This is a genomic window from Sphaerospermopsis aphanizomenoides BCCUSP55 (genome assembly GCF_001586785.1).
In the GTDB taxonomy this organism is placed as follows: Bacteria; Cyanobacteriota; Cyanobacteriia; order Cyanobacteriales; family Nostocaceae; genus Sphaerospermopsis_A; species Sphaerospermopsis_A aphanizomenoides_A.
In genome coordinates this window covers 1-22,070 of the sequence record NZ_LUFH02000074.1, presented here as the reverse complement: position 1 = coordinate 22,070, position 22,070 = coordinate 1, and the positions used below count along the sequence as shown (strand labels likewise).

Genomic DNA, 22,070 nt, shown 5'->3' with positions numbered 1-22,070 from the left:
GATTATTGATAGCCCATTAAATTTGCCAGACCCGTGATTTTTTCTATAATTTCCTCATCTGATCCTAATTGTAAGCCGCTTTCCTCCAGAATATTTTTATATTCATCTGAAAACCAGTCTATTTTTTCTTTTTCAAAGAATTTCTCTAAAGATGGCTCTTTAACTCTACCATTACGCAAACGTGGACTTTGCATAAATTTAGGATCATTACCACCCCGCGCTGGATAAGGACCAACATAAGCATAGGGAGAATTTTCAGGACGCTTCATAGCTTCAATTGCCTCTTTATCAGTCCTCAACCCCATCCACTCAGAAATTTGAGGCAAATACACATCAGGCTCCGATAAAACATCTTCCCCTTTGATTCGCATTGTTTGACCTACAGGCAACGAATTAGTAAAGTTAATAATATTGCAATGAACTTGATACCAACCAATTAAGGCATTCGTCCGACTTTCATTTTGATTATCTAGACGAGTTCGTCTATCCTGAGAAAACTCTTGCATTGATTTACTAGCCGATACTGGATGCCGAGTCAAGTGAAGAAAATAGGCTTGGGGATAAAAGGCATACGCTCGTTCTATGTATCCCGGCCTTGCCGATGTGGGAGGGCTTTTCTCTACACCAATCTTGGGTTTTACTCCCTCAAGTAGATAATCAAGTAGTTGTTTAGTAGTCCAATCTCGTCTTTCATTCAACCATGCTATAGCCCTAACGATACTTCCTGTTGTTTGAATACCATCATGAAGTTGTGCCAATGTTCGTAAAACCCCAGGAGAACCTGCATATCGCTTGGCTTTCTTATACTCCATATCAATTATTTCCTGGACAGTATCTCCAACAAATAAATGAAGTTCCGGAAAACCATATAACTGAGGATGTTCACCAATCACAGTAGAGACAACTGACGAAAATGAGCGAGGAGGAGATAGAATGATTAGGAGGTCATGCATTGAAAAACAACTGGTAAATAAAAAAAATAAATTAATAATTTCTATGTTTAGCTAATCATTTCTCTAAAAGCATGTCAAGGGTAAAGAAGTTGTCATATCATGTCCGGTTTAGATTTTAGATTTTAGATTTTAGATTTTAGATTTTAGATTTTAGATTTTAGATTTTAGATTAAAAAAAATTTGGTACAAGTCCCCGTCCTGAAGGACGGAAAAATACTCGCTGCGCTGCGTACGCTTCGCTAACGTAAATCCCAAATCCAAAATTTTCAAGCTCTATACTTGAGGGTGGAGTCAATCCAAAATCCAAAATACTCGCTGCGCTGCGAACGCTTCGCTAACGTAAATCCCAAATCTAGTGACAACTTCACTACACCTACCTATTTCCTATCTGTTAGACGGTTTAGCGCCTTACTACAGGTATTTTCCATTTCTTCAAGCCGTAAGAAAAGACGATTTTTTGAATCAACAAACATCGCATCAAATACCATACTAGTAAAATTGAAAATTTTAACACGCAGTTCCACCCGCAAATCTCCCGTCGGAATATTATTTCCGTAACGAAGGATTCGCTTAAATCGGGCTGGTAATCCGGCTGTATCTCCTTGAATGCGAGTCCAAATTAATGCCATTTGTAAAGAAGCATCAATAAGACCGGGATCAAACAACCAACTCTTATTGAGTTGAGAATTATTTAACCAAACATTCGGGCTGCTGGTTCTAACTTGTGCTTCCATACCATGTTCATTAAACCGGTTGATTGATGTCAGAAGTTGGAAAAGTGGACCATGAAAGCAATAATTCTGGTACGCGGTAGAGATGTTTAATCCTGTATTGATATTCAAAGAAGGAATATCTATTTCCTGAACCTCTTCCAATTGCGGGCGGAGAACAAAAAAGGCTCGATAGTGATATTTACCATCTAAGTCTAAGATTTCTGCTGCCACTTGCAAAGTGTCCCCATCCACATGAGTAGAGGCACGGGCTTGCAACTTAATGTCATGGCCTCGCTCTGAATTCAGAACAATACCTCTTAATACTCTAAGATCTCGCACCTCGCTGACAAACCAATCAGGCCAGGCTGATTGCACAAATTCAGCCATTAGTTCCATAGCACAGGCAGCAGCTAGTACTGGCTTACCATCAAGACAATGATCTAGAAGATAGGGATGAGATGACAAAGAAATAGTTTGATTGAGACTAACCGTTCCATTCGGTTGAATTGTTGGCAGAGTAGAAATAAAAGGCCACAAAAATTGGGTTTGTGTTGTTGTTTGCGTGCCTAAATTTGACTTAGGCTTGTCATTATCAGCAGTCATTGTGCTGCTTGGTGTTTCACCCTCAAAAAATCCCGTGATTAATTCTACTTGGTCGTTTCTTTCATTAAGAAGTTCATTGATAAAAAACTGTCGTCCTGCTGTGGGAGAAATAGGAATAACTCCGCGCTCTCTAAATTGACGGTTTACCTCCTCAGAAGCCATTCCTGTCACATCCCAAGGACCCCAATTGATTGACAAAACTCTAGTATTAGGCCACTCATAGTGCATCCACCAGGCAAAGCGATTTATAACTTCGTTAGCAGCTGCATAGTCACACTGCCCCCGATTGCCTGTCCGACCTGCAACAGAAGCGAAAATAACCATTAACTTGAGAGATTCAGGTTGGAGATAACGACTGAGAATAAACGTGCTATTGACTTTAGTATTGAAAACTTGTTCAAAAGACGCAGCTGTTTTATCAACAATCAGTTTGTCCTGAATAATACCAGCCCCCTGGATCACAGCATCAATTCGTCCATATCGCTCATATATTTTCTCAATTAGAGAACCAAACTGCCCAGCATCACTCACATCAACAGAGTAATACTCAACATTAGCGCCTGCCTCTCTAAAGAGATCCAAATTATTGCGGATAGCCCGATCTCGCTGCAATTGCTTAACTTGTTGCTCAATTTGTGCGGGTGTTGGCGTTTGACCTTGCGCCTTGGCTTGCTGTATTAATAATTGGCGCAAAGCACCAAGATCTTCAACTCCCCGAATTAATAATGGTTCTTCGACTGGCTCTGGAGAGCGGCCTACCAGAATTAGTGTCATGCCAGGAACGAGGATTGCACTAACAATCTCAGATGTAATCCCTCGCGCTCCACCAATACAAAAAACAATCCAATCTTGACTAGGACGAACTAAAGCATTTTTTTCTAAGTTGGTTTTTACAGGAGATACTATCGCATCGAAAACCATGCGTTGTCCTTGAGAATATCCAATTTCAACATCTGTGTTCTGGCTTACTAGTTCTCCTGCAAGACTAGTTGCAATATCAGCAGCGGCAGTATCAGCTGCAAAATCAATTGATTTTGCTTTGACAGTTTGCCACTCAATCATCATGGTTTTCAGCAATCCATTGCTACTACCACTCAGAGGCAGACTCGGACCACAATAGCTGCTACGACCGAAATAGCCTCCTAACATAGAGGCAGCCAGCACTTGACCTTGGGATGTTTTTAAATCATTTGCACACAGTTGCAACAAATGAAACAAGCTCTTAGACTGAATATTTGCTAACTCACACCACTCTTCAAAATTGGTCGGAATGGGAGTTTTGGTTAGGCCAGCAAGATGAATGATCCCTGCTACTGCTCCGGAGGATGCTCGTAATTGAGAAACAGCTTGAGCTAAATTTTCTCTCTTGCCCAAAGTGGATGTGGCCAGAATTGCTGCTTTTATTCCATATAATTGGAGTGCTTCTACAACATGAGCAGCAACCCCCAATTGATCCTCAGTGATTAAATACAGCCCTGTAATCGTTTTGGTTTGATCTGGATCAATAGGAGGCAGTGGTTTGAGTGTTTCTTGCATCAGATAGCGCGGAGAAACTACCGCGCCATGAGCTTTCCCAAGCCAGTTGTCTCCTGCTCTGGCTGATAACCACTATGAACACCATTGGTAGAACCAGCATTGTTGATGTTGCTGAGAACAAGATTAACAACCCCATTGAGACTTTTTGCTTGGGTCAATGTTTCCATTTGGCTTTGTACAGTAGCAGCCAAAGATTCCGGCAAGTGGTTGAGAAGTGTACCAAAGATTTCAACTCGCTTAATGGAGTCAATTCCCAGTTCAGCTTCCATGTCTTGATCTAGCCCTAGCATCTCTTGAGGATAGCCAGTGCGATCGCTCACTAAATCTAGAAGAATTTGTATTAATTGTTCGCGGTTCGGTATATTGAATTGTTTCCCTGTGGATGTATCAGCAACTGTTGAGTTATGCTCTTGGACAACTGGTGTTTTCACTTCTTTCTGAACAGGGGAAACCTGATCAATAGAAGCTAATTCACTAGACTTAGTAGACATGACTGAGGCTGTCACAACGGTGTTGTTTGTCAATGGCACTGAGAAATTTGTAGGAATCGAATTTACTGGTACTTGATTCTCTTGAATTTGAGGAACAGAAGGTGACACATTGGCATTAATAGCAGGTGTTGTAGATGCAAAAGGCATGGAATCTACCTGAACAAGCTGTCCAGATGTGACACTGCTCAAAAACTGTTTCATCACTTCTTCTTGAAGCTTCAGAAACTCTCGCATTGTTAGTTGGTAAGCCTGATATGCCAAAAGTGCCGCTTCTTGAGAGCCAGGAGTAGACTGAATAGATTGAATCTGTGACATTTTTGATAGTTTTGGCTGAGTGGGGACTACTGAAGACGTTGAGTTTCCGTTTGAAGTGATTGAGAAACCATTGGATTGAGTTTGTGTCATATTTATAACCTCATTATTGCTAGTAGGCTCAATATTTGCTGCTGATATTTTTGCCAATTCTTCCCGGGTATTCAAGTTTAAAGGAGCAATCTTTCCCGTCATTCCTATTGCTTCACTGCCAGTGCGGACGGAACCACCATTGACGAAACAGGTAGTTGAAGGTAATTCTTGATTGCAGGTTGTCTCCCAAAGCCGTGATAGATTAAGCTGCTGGCAATGACGCTGCTCATAGAGACCTAATAAATTAATTTCGATTCCCTTAGTAACTAAAATTCCCAAAGCATTTAACAGTCCCTTCAAGCCTCTCCCTTTGCCATCAAGAGAAACAGCTGTATATTCTTTGCCCTCCAAGGTTTGGCTAACTAGTCTAGTTAAAATCTGCTTGGGTCCGACTTCAATGAATGTACGGGCTCCTGCCTCATACATAGCATTAATTTCGGCCACAAATTCTACCGGACTCAGCAGGTGTTTAGATAGGGTGTGACGGATTTTTGCCACATCAGACTCATAAGGACTGGCTGTGACATTGGAATAAACAGGAATGTCAGGCAGGGCTATAGAAGAGGAAGTAATTGCTTCAGTTAAAGGTGTTTGGGCTGTTTCAATTAAGTGAGAATGAAATGCTCCAGATACAGGCAACATCTGCACCGTAATTTGATCGGCTTGTAGACGTTCTACAACTGCTTGCACCGATTTCGTTTTTCCGGAAATTACTGCTTGCAAAGGAGCATTGTGGTTAGCAATAATAACGTCTTCAATTCCTTGCAAATAAGCTAGTAAATTCTCACGAGATAATTGCACAGCAGCCATAGTCCCATCAGAAATATCGCAAGCAGTAGCCATGACTCGGCCTCGTATTTCTGATAGCTTCAGAAACTCTTCACGAGTTAAAGCTCCAGCTGCATATAGGGCAGCATATTCTCCATAGCTGTGACCTGCCACCAGATCTGGTTTCAATCCTAGTTTGTTCAATAGATCCAGATACCCTGTTTCTATAGCACCGATAGCCGGTAGGGTAATATGTGTGTTTGTTAATTGATCTTTAGCATGAGTTTTCTCAGCCTCAGAGTAAGCACTAGGAGGATAGATGTATTGACTCAGCAATTTAGGGAAAATCGGCTGCATTTGCCTATCAGCAAATTCGATGGCTTCTGCCATTTCCGAAAAATAAAGAGCAATTTCTTTTGCCATTCCTGGATATTGAGCAACTTGTCCAGGAAATAAAAAGGCAATTTTACTTTGATTTGTGTTTGCAGAACGGTCAACGGATAAATTTAAATAAATGTGAGGTGGAAAAGAAGTAACCTCCTTTTCTGCCAAGGAAGCAAGAACTAAAGTTAAGGAATCAACAAGTTGTGAGAGATTCTCTACTACCAAACACAGACAGATACTGCCATCCTTTTGTGCTTGAGCCTGTTTAGCTAGTGTATAAGCTAAATCTCGGAGTTTAGGATTTGCTCCTTGTAATAAATGATCTCGTAGCGTTTTTATATCCTTAGATAAGGCTTCACGGCTAGGTGCTTTCCACACAAGAAGTTCCTGTGGCCAAGTGTTTGTACCACGAGGAAGATTTTTGTATTCGCCTTGATATTCTTCTAAAACAGCATGAAAGTTTGTACCACCAAAACCAAAGGCGCTAACTCCTGCTCGTCGAGGATAATCAGGGTGACGTAACCATGGGTGAGCATCTTGTAACAAATAGACAGGACTAGTATCTAGGAGCAAATTTTCCAAGGGGTTTTCTACATTACTGTGGGGTGGCAGAACCTTGTAATGTAGAGATAAAGCTGCCTTCACTAAGGCCACAATTCCGGCCGAACTTTTCGTATGACCAATCATAGTTTTGACAGAACCCAGAACACAGGATTTTGGAGATGCCTGAGAGTCCTTCAAAACGCTGACAACGGTTTCTAATTCTGTGCGATCGCCTGCAACAGTTCCTGTCCCATGAGCTTCATATAAACCAAGAGTACGGGGAGATAAGCCTGCTTTGCGATAAGAACGATGAAATGCCCGTTTTTGTCCAGCACTAGCTGGGGCTGTCATGCTTAAGCCTTTGCCATCGCTAGAACTGGCTACACCTTTAATAACGGCATAAATTTTATCACCATCTCGTTCAGCATCAGCAAGACGCTTGAGCATGACAACTGCTACTCCCTCACTAATCACAATGCCATCAGCAGATTGATCAAAACTTCGAGAGACTCCCCGTGGGGAAAGAGCTTGAGTCTTACTAAAGCAGAAATAAGCAAATGGGGATTGAACTGTATCCACTCCTCCAGCAATGGCGACGTTGCATCGTCCTTGCTCTAACTCTGATACGGCCAAATCTATAGCTGCCAGCGATGAAGCACAAGCGGCATCTACAGTGTAGTTAGCTCCTCCCAAATCAAAGCGGTTAGCAATTCGCCCAGCTGTGACATTAAAGAGAAGTCCTGGGAATGACTCCTCAGTCCACTCTGGTAATCGCTCCCAAGCATTGGTATCTGGTTTCTCAACCATGCGAGGAACTTCAGATCGTGTAGCGTACTGCTGTCCTAAATCAGCAAGACCACCGCTGGCTCCTAAAATCACTGATGTATTTTCCCGATCAAAATCAGCACTTTCATAGCCTGCATCTACCAATGCTCGTCGTACTGTTTCTAGAGCTAGAAGTTGCATTGGTTCAATTGACTTCAGTGATTTAGGAGGAATCCCAAAGCGGATGGGATCAAATGCCACATCATCTAGAAACCCACCCCATTTAGAGTAAACTTTATCCTTCGCTCTGCGTTCTGGATTGTAGTACAATCTCCAATCCCAGCGATGAGAAGGAATTTCCGTAATAGCGTTAACCTTCGAGATGATATTTTCCCAAAAAGTATCGGGATCTTGAGCCTTGGGAAGTAATGTACCAATCCCGATGATGGCAATATCAGACGGTTTAGGCTGAGAAGCTTCAGTGGTTTGAGTAGATAAAATTTGCGGTACTTTTACTTGTAGCCACTCCATACCCCCACGTGATACTGACTCATGCAGATCCTTAGCTGTACAGATATCCTCTCGTAAGGTTGCCACCTGCCCAATCATGTACATACCATCATTCAATTGGGTAGCTTCATCGACACTTATAATTCCTGATTCATTCCGCTTCAAACCTTTTGCTGCTACACGCAGTCTTCCTAATGTCAAATCTTCCAGAGTATTCTTAATTTCCTCGGAGCTATTACCAGCTAGTAACATCCGTCGTCGGGTTTCATAGAACTCCTGTGCAAAGGGAGTTACAGCACATCGGGAGGCATGACCAGGGCCAGTTTCCAAGTTAATAGTTTCTGTGCAAGCTAAAGCTTGATGTTGATACTCTTCGACAATAGCACCACAGTTTACAGCCTCTTGAGTAAATAGGTATGCGCTCCCCATGAGAACGCCAATTTTCATACCTCGTTCAGCTAAGGGAGCAGCCATAGCACTAACCATTGCCGCAGAACAAGCATCATGAATTCCCCCTGCAAAAAGAACATGAATCTCCTGCTCTTTACCGGTAGGAACGTTCTCTAACAATACCTCTATCGCACTTTCCCATAAAACAAAACTACTAAGAGGGCCAACGTGTCCTCCACACTCTCGCCCTTCAAATATTAAACGCTTGGCTCCTTGGGATAGATACAGACGTAAAAGCCCAGGAGTAGGAACATGAATATAAGTAGCAATTCCCTGCTCTTCTAACTTAGCTGCTTGATCAGGTCGTCCACCAGCAATGAGGGCAAAAGCAGGTTTAATGTTTCTAACCACCTCTAGTTGCTGCTCTCGTAAGGCATGAGGTACGAAACCTAAAATTCCTACACCCCAAGGGCGGTTGCCAAGCAGTTCCTGGGTTTGTTGCAGCAACTTATTAACTGGTTCTTTCTGCATCAGTGCCAAGGCTAACATCGGCAATGCACCTGCCTGAGCAACTGCATTAGCAAACTCAGCCACATCACTAACCCGTGTCATTGGACCTTGTACAATCGGGTATTGTGTCTGATGAGAAATAGCTAAAGGCGATTGTGGTCCTAAAGGTTGAAGTTGATTGCTTATGTCTAAATGCTCTTCACTAGCTTTTAGTAATGCCTGAATAAACTTACCAGTTGTTTTGTAGCGATTACGAATGCCTTCTGCCAAACCTATTGTTTGCCCAATGGGCCAAGCATTTAAGCTAGGAGATCCCCAACCAATTAACTGGTCAGCCTCTATCTGCCATTCTGAATTATCCTTTGCTTCAATCTCAGCTTTTTCTGCCAGTTGTTTCAAATTTTGAGCAACAGGAAAACTAGGATGGGACAAAACTCGAACAGGATCACCTAATCTTTCACCATAAACTGTTGCTTTTTCCCCTCCCTGGTTATAGAGATATCTCTGCCATTCCTGCGGTAAAGGCGACTCAGGCATTAGCCATAGCTGATCATCTAATACTACACCCGCTGCCCCAGCAGCACGACAGGCAGCCGCAGTATGAACTCCGATACCGCCTTGTACATAAATAGATTTACTTTGTAGTTGTAATAATTTTTGCAGCAAGATAAATGCAGGATCATCTCCCCCCCATCCTCCACTTTCGCTACCCTTAGCAATTAATCCATCAATCTCCTCCGATACAGCTGCTAGATTAGACACTTGTTTAACATGAGTTACCTCAAGTAGTAGCCGACGAGACAGGGCAGGTGGGAGTGTAGCAAGCACACTTGGTAACGTATCAGGATTCCAGCGACATAATATTAACCAGTGAGGGTGCTGGGTTAACAATTTTAGCAAAGACTGACTTAACGACAGTTGGTCTACCCTGATCCGTAAACCCACTGACTTGTCAGAACCTACTATACTAATCAACTGATTAAGAGTTTGATTCGCTTGCTCTAAGTCATAATCATTACAAAACTCCAGATCGAGAATACCTACACCTCCTGCACGCACCGTGGCAACAGCTATGCCTGGATGGGACATTGAGAGAGGGCTAATAGAAAAGCAGGTAAACATATTCATGTTCCTCAAGTGTCTAAAATCGTTAACTTCTTTCTACAACTAGTTATCGAAATCTATGTCTTAAATTCATGTCAAGCTATTACCACATTCTTATGGATGCAGAAGCAATTCTAAAAATTTCCATACTTACATTCCATATTTACACTTAATCCTTATCCTTGTTGATTTCAGTAGACTCTTTCTCTTGTTATGATTTACTACATTAACTTAGAACAATAAATTCTGTTGCTTTTCCGAATTATTACCCAGATTTTACATAGGTACATAAATTTAGGAGTTACGCATTAACATAATGTACGAAACGACATACATATGGGTGGGTTTGTCTAGAATGTACTCGCGCACAACTCAATTAAATAAGTGCCTTTGCAATTCATTCAAATCCTGAATTAGGCACATTAGTTATCCGTGATAACGAGTCTCGACGTACGTCATAGACTTGGTGTAAGGGTGTAAGGGTGTAGGAGTATTCCTCTCCTCGACCTTGATTTTTTCATCACTTTATCTATTTGTCAAAACCCTTGATTTTTGGTTTTTTTGCGTAATTCCTACCAATTAGAAATTATGTTTTCATCGTGATTAAATTTAATCCTTTAATGCTTGTATGATATTTTCCAGACAAAAAATACCCAATTAACTCTGCATTTTTTGTTCGCTATACAACTTTTCTACCACTATTGCTCACATCGCCATGATGATCCGGGTCAACTGCCGCATTGTCATCACTTTTATTTTTGGTAGGAGGCATTGTAATAATGTTAGGATGTCGAACATCGTCTGTGTGTGGCTTTCAAGTAGTTGTTTTAGAAGACTATAACTCTACTACATCAGCCCTCTATTCATACTCTTTTTTCGGCTAAGGTATTGAGGAATCAAACCGAATTTCTATATATATATATGGAAAAATGATAAGTACAAATCCACAGCTATTAGACATTGCAATTATTGGGATGTCCAGTCTATTTGCAGGCAGCCGCAACGTTGATGCATTTTGGCAAAATATTCTCAAAAAAATTGATCACGTTCAAGATGCTCCTGATGACTGGGCTGTTCCATACTTCGATCCTAATTCTTCCGATTTTACCGAATTAAGTCGTATCTATACTCGTAAAGTTGGATTGTTAGGCGATTTAGCAGAATTTAATCCGTTAGAATTTGGAGTACCGCCAACCTCTGTTTCAGGTAGTGAACCAGACCATTTCTTGGCGCTAAAGCTGGCTCGAGATGCCCTACAGGATTCTGGCTATCTTGATAGACAATTCAACCGAGAGAGAACTGGTATTATTCTTGGTCGAGGTGCTACTCCCAATCGTGGTACTGTCACAGGTTTGCAGCATGGAGTTATTCTTGATCAACTTACGGAATTATTCCAAAAGCTTCTGCCTGAATTAGACCAAGAAACTTTGACAGAAATTCGTAACGAATTAAAAGCAAGTGTACCACCGCTTCCTCCAGAAGCAGGCCCAGGGTTAGTATCTAATATTGCAGTTGGGCGAATTGCCAATCGTCTGGATTTAAAAGGCCCTAGCTACATGATTGATGCTGCCTGTAGCTCTTCATTAATTGCGGCAGAGTTAGCTATCAAAGAATTACGTAGTGGTCAGTCAGACATGATGCTAGTGGGTGGCGTGCAAGCATCAATGCCACCTCAAATTTATATGCTCTTTTGCAAATTAAAAGCTCTCTCCCGGACAAAAATTCGTCCTTTTGATCAAGCGGCGGCTGGAACTTTGTTAGGAGAAGGATGCGGATTTCTAGTCCTCAAACGATTAGCAGATGCGGAAAGAGATGGAGACAAAATTTATGCTGTTCTGAAACAAGTAGGTCTTTCTAGTGATGGTAAAGCATTAGGTTTATTAGCACCTCGTTTAGAAGGAGAAGTTTTAGCTTTAGAACGAGCTTATTCTGAGGCAGATATTGACCCAGCAACTGTTAGCTTAATAGAAGCACATGGAACTGGAATTCCTGTTGGTGATAAAACAGAGATTAAAGCCCTAACCCAAGTCTTTGGTTCTCGTCAAGGAAAGCTTCCTCAATGTGGGCTAGGTTCAGTGAAATCTATGATTGGTCACTGTATTCCAGCTTCAGGGATTGCTGGCTTTATCAAACTATCATTGGCTCTTCACCACAAAATTCTGCCTCCTACTCTTTGTGATCAAGTCAACCCAGATTTGGGATTGGAAGAAACGCCTTTCTACATCAATACCCAAACTCGCCCCTGGATTCATGGAAATCAAGAATCCCCCCGCAGAGCAGGTATCAGTGCTTTTGGCTTTGGTGGTGTTAATGCTCATGCAATTCTAGAGGAGTACACAGGCCCAAATACTTCAGATCAACAATTTTATTCACAGTGGCCTCATGAGTTATTTATCTTCTCTGGGGAAAATAAACAAGATTTACTGGCGTTAGGTCAACAAGTACAGCAATATTTGCAAGCTAATCCTCTGCCCTCTTTAGTAGATCTAGCTTTTACCCTTGCTAGTTATGAAACAGGTAATTACCGATTGGCAATTGTGGCTGAGAACGCTAACGATTTACAGAAAAAACTTAAACAGGCTCTAGAAAAGATTGCCCAGCCGGACTGTCAACATTTACAAACAAGAAATGGTGTTTATTATGCCACACCTGCTGTTAACTCTCAAGAGAGTAAAACGGCTTTCCTATTTCCTGGGGAGGGATCGCAATATGTCAATATGCTAGCTGATTTGTGCTTGTATTTCCCCGGTGTTCGTGAATGGTTTGACATTTCAGATGCTACCTTCACAGGACTTTGGGAAACGCTTCCCAGCCAGTTTGTATTTCCTCCCCCAACTTGCCTGACTGATGAGGAAAAACAAATGCTTTCTCAAGGTTTGTATAACATTGATGTGGCAACTGAAACTGTGTTTACGGCAGATATTGCTCTCTACCATTTATTAAGTCAATTTGGGATTAAACCTGATGTGATGGTAGGACACAGCACTGGGGAGTATGCTGCACTGTCAGCCAGCGGTATTATTCAAGCAGATCATCTGGATGACCAGATAAAGATTAAACGCAATCTCAATCAAATTTATAAGGAACTGGAAGCGGCAAACACAATTCCGCGAGGTGTTTTGTTAACTGTTGGCGCTCTAGATTCTCAAGTTGTAGAAAACCTGCTACAACAGTTTGAAGGAAAACTGTTTTTAGCAATGGACAATTGCCCTAACCAGAAAATACTATTTGGTGCTGGGGAAGTGATTAAAGAAGTTGCCCACCAAGTCAAAACTTTGGGAGGAATCTACCAAGAGCTACCTTTTGATCGGGCATATCACACTCCTCTGTTTCTGGAAATGGGTCAAGTGTTGATTCGCTATTATGCGGATTTACCTGTGGGAACTGCACATACGCCACTTTATAGTTGTGCCAGTGTTGCTCCCTTCCCAAATGAAGCTGATGCAATCAGAGAATTAGTAGCTAGGCAGTGGTCGAGTAGAGTCAGATTTTCCGAGATAATTGAGCGTCTCTATGAGGAAGGAGTCCGTACATTCATTGAAGTTGGTCCTAGCAATAACCTCACTTCTTTTGTAGAAGATATTCTCCGCAAGCGAGAATTTTTAGCTATCGCTAGTAACAGTCAGCGAAAATCAGGGCTGGAGCAACTATTATTGTTACTAGGTCGATTGTTTGTTAAAGGAACTAAACTTGACTGGACACCTTTGTATCAATGCAGAAATGCTAAATTAGTGGATTTAGATTCATCTAATGCGGCAACACTGAACCAAAAAAGTTCTCCTGTTTTGAATCTTCTCGTGCCTAAAATGAGTTTGAGTTCAGAGTTGATTGAAAAGGTCAGAAGCAAGTTAGGTGAACATGGATTCAAACAGTTGCCGTTATCAAAAGAGAATGAGCCTATTGATATCAATGTGAGTTCTTCTGCTCGGAATAGCATAGCGTTAGACAAATTTTCTCCAGTTTCAGAGACAAGAGTGATTACAGAGACAGCATCAGAAGCAATTGTCTATGAAGGTTCTTCATTTGCTACTCCTGTTGAACCTACTTCTCAAGAGGCTGCTTCACAAGTTACAACAGTGACAGGGCTGACAACATCATTGTCACCAGAAGTCCAGCTATCTGTGGTTTCTCTTCACTTTGAACTAATGCAAGAATTTTTGGCAAATCAATCAAAAGTTTCTGAAGCTTTCTTTTCAATTCATGCCGATTCGACAGAAAATGTGGAAAGATAAGGGGGAGCATCCCTATGAAAGCATAAATATAGAACTCCTATTTGAGTTTTGAACAGATTACGTAAGTAGGTTGGCGTTAAAATTTGTCGTTATGACAAGACAAGAGGCAAAAGGCAAGAGTGAAGAGATTTTTAGGCTACTTTACATTTTGTTACAAACTCTTGTTTTTTCACGTCGTTCTACTTACACATCATGACAGAACTTACGCACAATATAGCAGGAGTTAGGAATCAAACCCTCTTTTAGTGGGAGTTTAATTCTCAATTGATGTCCTAACCACCCTGTCCACGGCTATATCTAACAAACCCTTATGTTTCTGTGTCCTCTGTGTCTGGAGTGGTATGGCTTACGACTTTCGTAAGGGATAAATTATATCAAGTTGGCTAATTACTGACGATATAAAAGTGTTGGACATATTTGCTTTTTTCTATTCCCTATTCCCTACCCTAACAGGTATCGTAAGTATTCCAACGGACATGATATTATTCCGTTACTTGTGCGTAAGTCCTAGGTATGTTCCTAAATCAGGAATATTAATTAATTTCTTGCATAGTAGTCAGGCTAAATTTTATTAACACCAATGTCTACAACGATCCCAACTCGCTTTCGTCCAGATCTTATCATTACAGAAACCCAAAGAGTAGGAGAGCAAACAAAATCCTACTTCATTAAAAACCCTATATCTGGAGAAACCTTTCTGCTGAAGGAAGAAGAACTATTTATTTGTCGATTATTGAATGGTTCTTCTGATTCCCAACAGATTATTTCCTCATTTAACGAAGCCTTTCACAAAATCCTGACGGAAGAAGATCTACAGAATTTTATTGGGCAGATTAATGAACTTGGGCTACTAGAACAAGTTTTAACTCTCACTGATAACCGAGGAGGAATAACCAGACAAGATACCTCTGAAGCACAATCATCTCCTACAGCAAACGACGAAGATAGTGAATTTACAGAGTTACGCTTCGTTCTTTATAATCCCGAACATATTTTTAATTTTTTGGCTGCTGTCACTCGGCCATTTCATTTGATATTTGTGGCAATAACTTGGCTTCTGATTCCAGGATTCTTTGTTGCACTTCAACTCTTTTTTAGACAACAAAAACTCTTTTTTTATGACCTTACTAGTATTGATAAAGAACTTAATTACATTTGTTCGTTTTTATTCTCTCTCATTAGTGTCAACATTTTTAGTCGCATTGTAGCAGGAGCAGTATTCGCCCATTTTGGGGGACAAGTTAAAGAACTTGGTATCCGGCTTCATTTTGGCATCCTTCCGCGCTTCTTCATTAACAGATACGGACTCAGAAAGACACCTCGCTCCGTAAAGCTCTGGACTTACTGTTCATCTCCGGCTGCTCGGGCATTTATATTTATTGTAGGAATTATTGGCTGGTATAGCCTACGGGGAACAGGAACTCAACTGTCCTATTGGTTAGCAATGATGGGACAAGTTGGACTTGTTTCTTTTTTGCTAATCACTTTGCCACTTCGTCAATCTGATGTATTCAAATGGGTAACAACCTATTTTAATCTCTCTCCCCATCTATTCCAGGAAGCATTCTATATTCTGCTAGCTAAGTTGAAATTTAGACCTCTCCCAAACACTATTTCTGAAGGTAAGCAGTGGGTATTATTAGTCTATGCTTCTGCACTAATATTAGTTTGGGTATATCTTGCTTTGTCTATTGTCCCTGACCTCACAATTAAACTCGAAAGTATCTTTCCTGGAATTTTAGGAAGAGCGACAGGCTATATTGTCTTATTCCTGGTTATAATTGCATTTCTACGTTGGCTTGCCTTTGTGATTCCAGAAGTAACAAGGATCAACCCCCAAAAAACTACTACAAGTTCAACTTCCACAAGCTTAGGAAAACCAAAATCTACAAAGGATACCATATTTAAAAGTATCAGTAATTTTCTGTCAAATCAGTGGATTAAATTAGCAGTATTATTTTGTTTAGCTGTAATTCTTTGTCTGCCCTTCTCCTATGCACCTGGTGGAGAACTGCAATTACTACCACCAACCCAACAACAAATTCAAGCACCTGTTGAAGGAAAAATTACACAAGTCTTCTTCAATGGTGGTGATGGCCAACGAATTGCCAAAAGAACGATTGTTGCCAGTATGGTATCCACAGATATTGAGAATAAAATTCAAAACTTGCAAGAAAATATTAAAGAACAACAGGCCAATATTGAAAAGAAACAGGCTGAACTCAGTAAATTGATCAAGGGTCCAATAAATGAAGAAATTGCTGTTGCGGAAGCACAAGTAGGCATTATTCAAAATGAAGTTTTTGCTGTAGAAACTAGATTAAGAGCAGCGATTGATGAAGTGGAAATTGCTAGGAAGGGCTGGCAAAAAGCTAAAACTCAAGCTCAATATAGTGGGGCTTCAGCGGCACGCCAGGAAATCTTGTATCGAGAAGGAGGTTTAGCCCGCGAGTCTTATGAAGAAGAAAAGAAAAAGTATGAAATAGATTTAATTCAAATTGAAGAAGCACAGCAAACTATAGGGATCAAGAAGAAAAATGTCAATGAAATGTACCAGACATTAGCTGCCAAAAAAGATAGTCTCAGACAAGCTCGCGCACAATTAACTTTGCTACTTACCGGGTCTCGTAAAGAAGATATTGAAGCAGCCCGTCAAGAAGTGAAAGCGGCTCAGGCGGAATTGCAACGATTACGCAAGGAATTATTGTACCAAGAAGCTCAAAAGAAAAGCACTAGGTTAGTGATGCCTTTTGATGGTTACTTAGTAGATTCGTATCTCCAACAGAAAATTGGTACTTACTTAAAGCCAGGGCAAAAGTTTGCCGTTGTCCAAGATAGTAATCAGCTATTTGGCGAAATTCAAGTTCCTGAATATGATGCCGGTGAAATTGAGATTGGAGATCTAGCTGAAGTCAAGTTACTACTATATCCCAATAATCCTTTCTCCGGGAAAGTTGTTTCTATCGAACCTGCTACTAAAGTTGAAACTGATTCCAAAGCTGACCCTAACTCTGCGATGCAAAGTGATATTACCCAAACTAATCGAGTTTTCAAAGTTATAATTGATTTAGCTAATTCTCCCCAGACATTAAAAACGGGAATGTCTGGCTATGCCAAAATTGATGCTGGTAAAAAACCATTATTCGTACTGCTGACTCGACCACTAGTTCGATTCATTCAAATAGAAGTATGGTCTTGGTTGCCTTAATATCCAAATAAGTTGTATTTACATAATGTCAGTTCCTCACCCTGTAATTATATTGGCATCTCCTCGCTCTTTTACTTCACTAGTTTGTGCCATGCTGGGTCAGCATCCAGAAGCTTACGGAGTACCAGAGATAAATTTGTTTGTCAAAGAAACTCTGCAAGAACTAGTAGATGTGAGCCGAGGTGCGCGCCAGTTCATACTTCATGGATTGCTGAGGACGATCGCACAACTTTACAGTGGTGAGCAGACCATAGAATCAGTGGCAATGGCTCAACGGTGGATTACACAACGGCTTGATTACAACACAGCAGATATCTATTGGCATCTCTGTAATAAAATTGCGCCTCTACGAATTATTGATAAAAGTCCTGCATACCCTAAACAAGCTACAACACTACAACGCATCCATAAAACTTTCCCTAATGCTTTCTATCTATACATTACTCGTCATCCCCGAGAGCAAGGAAAGTCAATGATGAAAGCGCCCCAAGCTGTTGCGGAGTTAGCCGTTGCTGACTCTGTTGACTATTCTCTCGATCCCCCTATCATTGATCCTCAATATGAGTGGTACAGAACTCAATCCAGGATTTTAGAGTTTCTCAATACGATTCCTTCTGATCAACATATGTTTATTCGCGGAGAGGAAATCATTAGTAATCCTGAAACATACCTGGATAAAATCTGCCATAGATTAGGTTTAAGCTGGAATGAGGCAGCTTACCAAGCGATGTTACAGACAGAGAAATCTTCTTATGCCTGTATGGGACCCTATGGAACGGAATGGGGAAATAATCCTGGATTCCAAAAATCTCCTATTTTTCGGCCATCAGCCAGTAAACCATCAAAGCTGGAAGGTCCATTACCTTGGCGCAAAGATAAAAAAGGATTTCTTCCTGAAGTTATTTATCTAGCACGAGAACTAGGATACGAATGAAGTTTTAGTAGTGCAGTACAAAACTTACACAAAACTCTCCAACTAAGAAAATAGAGCAGTTTTGATGTTTGCTTCCTGCTTCCACCAAGGATGTCGGCATCTTCAGGTTCACAGGGCTACAATTTCTACATCATACAAGTAATACTATTTTTGATTTTGGATCGTGAATCTTTCTATTTCTGTGCAGGTTTCTACATATTCATCTGTGGCATCATCAATTAAAAATGTAAAGAATTCAAAATTTTTGGTCCGGAAACAAGATTAATTACGTACTGGTATTTGGGAAATGTGTTGAGTAATTTCCGAGACTTTCTGTAAAATGCAAATTATCTAACATCAACATAAATTTCTTTTCCGTATTGCTTAAATTCATCATCGAGGTGATATTGAACATTGCGAATGTATTGACGAATTTCTTTAGCAGCTTCTAAACAATCTCGTTGATAATCTTGTAAAGTTAATTGCAAATGGGGATAAAGAATTTTTAACAAACCGGATGCAGTTTTAAGAATAGCTGTTTCATCTCTACCTGTAATAGTTTGATGATCAAATTCTGTATGTTCTTGTGCATATTGGTAAAAACGATTATCTCTTCTTAAAGAGAATAATGCTTCTCCAAAAAAGTCCATTTTTAAAGCAATTTGATCAGCAATCATATCTCGTTGAAATTTAGGAATTTCCCAACCGGGTAAAATTCCTGCAAACCGATCTAAAAAAGCTGTTTCCGAGAAAAATTTCGGTAAATTCTTCATCAAATTAAATCTATTTTTAGGAAGTTGATATTCATCCAATTCAATATTACCTAATAACACTAAAGAACAATCACTAGAAATTGGGGTATCAGAAAAACCAGAACGGTTATAACTACCATTTGCAAGATAGGTTTTCAAAGGACCAATAACTTCATCAGGATTATCAAAAGTCAAACTTTGAATTTCATCTAAAACTACCACATCATAACGTCCTAATAAACCCACTGATTGAGTTTTCCCATCAATAAATAATTTTGCAGGTGTGATTTTACCTCCACTCACTACAGAAACTTTATTATTAATATTTTCATAAACAAAACTTTTACCCGTTCCCTTTGGTGCTAATTCCATAATATGATAATTAGACTCAACCAAAGGAATTAACCGAGTTAACATTCGTGTTTTTGCAAGATGGTTATAATTTGGATGTTCGGGATTATAACCCATAGAAGAAAACATTAAATCTCGCCATTGTTCTGTGGTAAAATTAGAACGACATTCTGCATATTCTTCTAGATCAACTTCCGAAGATTGGAAAGGATCAAAATCAGTAATTGATACCCTAAAATTACCATTCACATTGCTTTTTAAACGTAAGGAAATTTTCCCCCATACTCCTTGTCTGAGTAACCTTTGATATTTGTCTACAATATCTGTGGGAATTTCACAATTTGATAAATTTAAAATGGGGATATTTGCTAAAGGTTCAGGTATTTGTTTAGATGTAGAATCTAATTTTATTCTTACCTGCATCAAAGCAATTAATTTATGAATTTCTCCTTTAGTCAGGTTATACTTAATCACTTCTTGATCATCTTTTCGGGGAAATGCTTTTCCGACAAAACTATTAATTTTGTCTAATTCCATCTCATTTAACTTACCCATTCCTGGAACAAGTTTATCTAGTAACCATTCAGAAACAAAACTAGGAATACCAACATTTTTGATTCCCCTCGAATCTAAACGTTTTTTATCAATACTTAGTGATTGAAAAACGCGACTAACTAAATCATTATCATAATTAGAAATCATTTAAATCTCCTTGAAAACCACTATTGTAGATTTGTTTAATAGTCAAATATGACTCAGAATCAAGTTTTGATTCTCCTGATTTTTCCTGCTCAAAATTAAAAGTTAGTTTCCCAGATAAGTCAATAGTCATTTTATTTTTGTGTGGTGGTAATTGAGGATATTCATGAATAATCATTTCATGAATACGTTTGTCATTAGGGGGAATGGTAAAATCTGGAAGTTTGATATTTTCAAAACTAGGTAACTCATTAATAGTTAAATACAGATTGCTCAAAGTTATTTGATCATAATTATATATTGTAATAGTTAGTTCTCCTGGTTTTTGTGCTTCACATTGAACGACACAATTAACTATTACTGTCTCATGATAACGGTTATTAATTTCTCCTTCAGGTTCTTGAGGAATAAAATCACTAATATTCTGTTCAGGTCGTAGCTGTTTTTTCTCAACAATTAAATCTAATTTATTCCATACTCTTAACCATTCTTCAGTCCAATTACAAAGTGTTTTACCTTGAATCAAATAATGTTCATGTTCAAGAGTTAAATATTTTAACCATTCCACTTCTGTAGTGATCACAATATAGTGATTTTCTGGTGGATATGAACCAGAAGGATCTAAAATGATTTTAGTCATTAATTTTCCTCCTGGTTATTCAAGAAAGCTGCTAATTTTTGATATAATTCTTTTCTTCTAGTAAGAGTAAGTTGTTTAAATAAAGCAATGATTTTGTTTTCTGTACTTTCAGATTGAATTGCTTGTATTTTATTATTAATATCTTCTATGATTAAATTAGCATCATCTGGTTTTTTGGTAGTAGTTTCTTCCTGGTGGGGGTTTTCTAAAATAATCTGCTTTAATTGTGCTAATATTTGTTCAACTTTGTGTGAATCTTCTGGTTGAGTAAAACGGTTTTGTTGTTGACTGACTTCTTGAGATAATTTTAATGCTTGATCTTTGGTTATTTCTATGAGTCTTTCTTCCCAAAGGGTAATTTTGTGGGATAAACTTTGATATTTATTTTCAATATCGTTCACTATTTCCTGATAAAGAGATTCTTGTTTAAGCAAATTATTAGTATTTGTTAATTCCTCAATATAATTTTTAGCGTTCAGGTAATCTTGCTGACTTGCGTTATCACTGAGAGAATTATAACGAATTTGAATGTTATCTAAACAGTCTTTAATTTTTGACTGATGTTGAATTTCACCGAGTTTTCTATTAGCAACTCCCAGAGAATTATTTAAAATATCTAGTAAATGTTGAGGTAAAGAAACTTGTGTAATTTTTTCAATTGCTGTTTGAATTTCAACTTGATAACTACCAAATTCTTGTTCTGTTTTCAAAGATTCAGATTTTCCAGATAATTCTTCTACAAATTCATCAATTTTAGCAAGAATAATTTTTAAAGCATTGCTGTGACGTTGTTTTTGCTGTTCAGTTGGGTTAACAGTAATAGTATCTAAATTACCAGATGATACTGATGATATTGAGTTATTTGCTAAATTAAAGGTTTTTGGTTTTACTAATTGTATTTGTAGATCAGGATAAAGATTTATCAATTTTTCTAGGTTGACATCATCCTGTAAATTTTCTGCGGTTTCTATTGGTTTTAACCAACTTTCAATTTTTTTAATTCCTCCTGATATTTGTTGTTTCTTGGGTTTGACTGCTTCTAACTGTGTTGGATCTGGAGTAGGAGAATTAAGAAAATTATCAATGTCTTGAATGAATTTCTGTGCTTGATTATAATCCATTATTGTCGGTATTTCCGTGGAATTAATAACCTGAACAGGAATTACTATTGGTGTTTTAGAAGATTCTAAAATCCATTTATTGACAAAATCTTTAGGTTTATCTAAAACATTTGTTATTACCCAATCTTTAATAGGTTTTTCGTCAACTGATATCTGTTCTTTCTTAGTTATGGGAAGACCGAAATTACCATGTAACATCACTTGGGTGCGATGGTAAGATAACCATGCGACGAATAACATTGTAAAAGTATACTCATTATATCCAAACGGAGGTTTAGATAATTCTTTCCAGATTTTCTCTATATTAATATGTATTTGTTTATTATTTTCTAATCCTACTTCATTATCATTTTCTTCTTCTTTACACCATTGTAGTTATCCTTCCTCTTCCACATTATTCCTTTCTCCCTGTACATACATATTTTCTTCTTTTTATTTCTTCTTCTCCTCTTCTTGTTTTTCTTGTTTTCGTTTTTCTT

Annotated in this window: 9 protein-coding genes and 1 pseudogene; 3 read left to right on the top strand and 7 right to left on the bottom strand. The window is 39.1% G+C overall.

Annotation, left to right across the window (positions count from 1 at the left end; translation table 11 throughout):
* Positions 1-2: 2 nt before the first annotated feature.
* The 4 genes and pseudogenes from A0J48_RS18200 to A0J48_RS27775 all read right to left on the bottom strand — a co-directional run.
* Positions 3-953 carry a sulfotransferase family protein gene (locus tag A0J48_RS18200; RefSeq protein WP_200325512.1) on the bottom strand — a complete coding sequence of 317 codons (951 nt, stop codon included), beginning with the start codon at positions 951-953 and terminating at the stop codon, positions 3-5.
* A gap of 377 nt (positions 954-1,330) precedes the next feature.
* Positions 1,331-3,805, bottom strand: coding sequence for an SDR family NAD(P)-dependent oxidoreductase (locus A0J48_RS18195; protein WP_200325510.1), 2,475 nt, complete (start codon positions 3,803-3,805; stop codon positions 1,331-1,333).
* A 17-nt stretch (positions 3,806-3,822) separates the two neighbouring features.
* The gene (locus A0J48_RS18190; protein ID WP_200325508.1) at positions 3,823-9,699 is read right to left on the bottom strand and encodes a type I polyketide synthase; all 5,877 of its coding nucleotides are present in this window, start codon (positions 9,697-9,699) and stop codon (positions 3,823-3,825) included.
* 571 nt (positions 9,700-10,270) lie between these two features.
* Positions 10,271-10,374: pseudogene (locus tag A0J48_RS27775) on the bottom strand (IS701 family transposase); the annotation flags it as partial.
* Positions 10,375-10,604: 230 nt separating this feature from the next.
* Here A0J48_RS27775 and A0J48_RS18185 point away from each other — a divergent pair.
* The 3 genes from A0J48_RS18185 (at position 10,605) to A0J48_RS18175 (ending at position 18,049) form a co-directional block, all read left to right on the top strand.
* Positions 10,605-13,907: a type I polyketide synthase gene (locus A0J48_RS18185; protein ID WP_200325506.1), complete on the top strand. Its 3,303-nt coding sequence runs from the start codon at positions 10,605-10,607 to the stop codon at positions 13,905-13,907.
* Between the two features lie 580 nt (positions 13,908-14,487).
* Positions 14,488-17,115: an HlyD family secretion protein gene (locus A0J48_RS18180; RefSeq protein WP_200325504.1), complete on the top strand. Its 2,628-nt coding sequence runs from the start codon at positions 14,488-14,490 to the stop codon at positions 17,113-17,115.
* A gap of 25 nt (positions 17,116-17,140) precedes the next feature.
* Positions 17,141-18,049: a sulfotransferase family protein gene (locus A0J48_RS18175; protein WP_200325502.1), complete on the top strand. Its 909-nt coding sequence runs from the start codon at positions 17,141-17,143 to the stop codon at positions 18,047-18,049.
* 326 nt (positions 18,050-18,375) lie between these two features.
* Here the strand turns inward: A0J48_RS18175 and brxL are convergent, their stop codons facing one another.
* Genes brxL through A0J48_RS18160 form a run of 3 tightly spaced genes read right to left on the bottom strand, consistent with a single transcriptional unit; the run spans position 18,376 to position 21,831 of the window.
* Complete coding sequence (brxL, locus tag A0J48_RS18170; protein ID WP_200325501.1) at positions 18,376-19,833, bottom strand: BREX system Lon protease-like protein BrxL; 1,458 nt, start codon at positions 19,831-19,833, stop codon at positions 18,376-18,378.
* Positions 19,823-20,470: a hypothetical protein gene (locus tag A0J48_RS18165; RefSeq protein WP_200325499.1), complete on the bottom strand. Its 648-nt coding sequence runs from the start codon at positions 20,468-20,470 to the stop codon at positions 19,823-19,825. The genes brxL and A0J48_RS18165 overlap by 11 nt, the downstream gene beginning before the upstream one ends.
* On the bottom strand, positions 20,470-21,831 hold the full coding sequence (locus A0J48_RS18160; protein WP_200325497.1) for a hypothetical protein: 1,362 nt from the start codon (positions 21,829-21,831) through the stop codon (positions 20,470-20,472). The genes A0J48_RS18165 and A0J48_RS18160 overlap by 1 nt, the downstream gene beginning before the upstream one ends.
* Between the last annotated feature and the right edge of the window lie 239 nt (positions 21,832-22,070).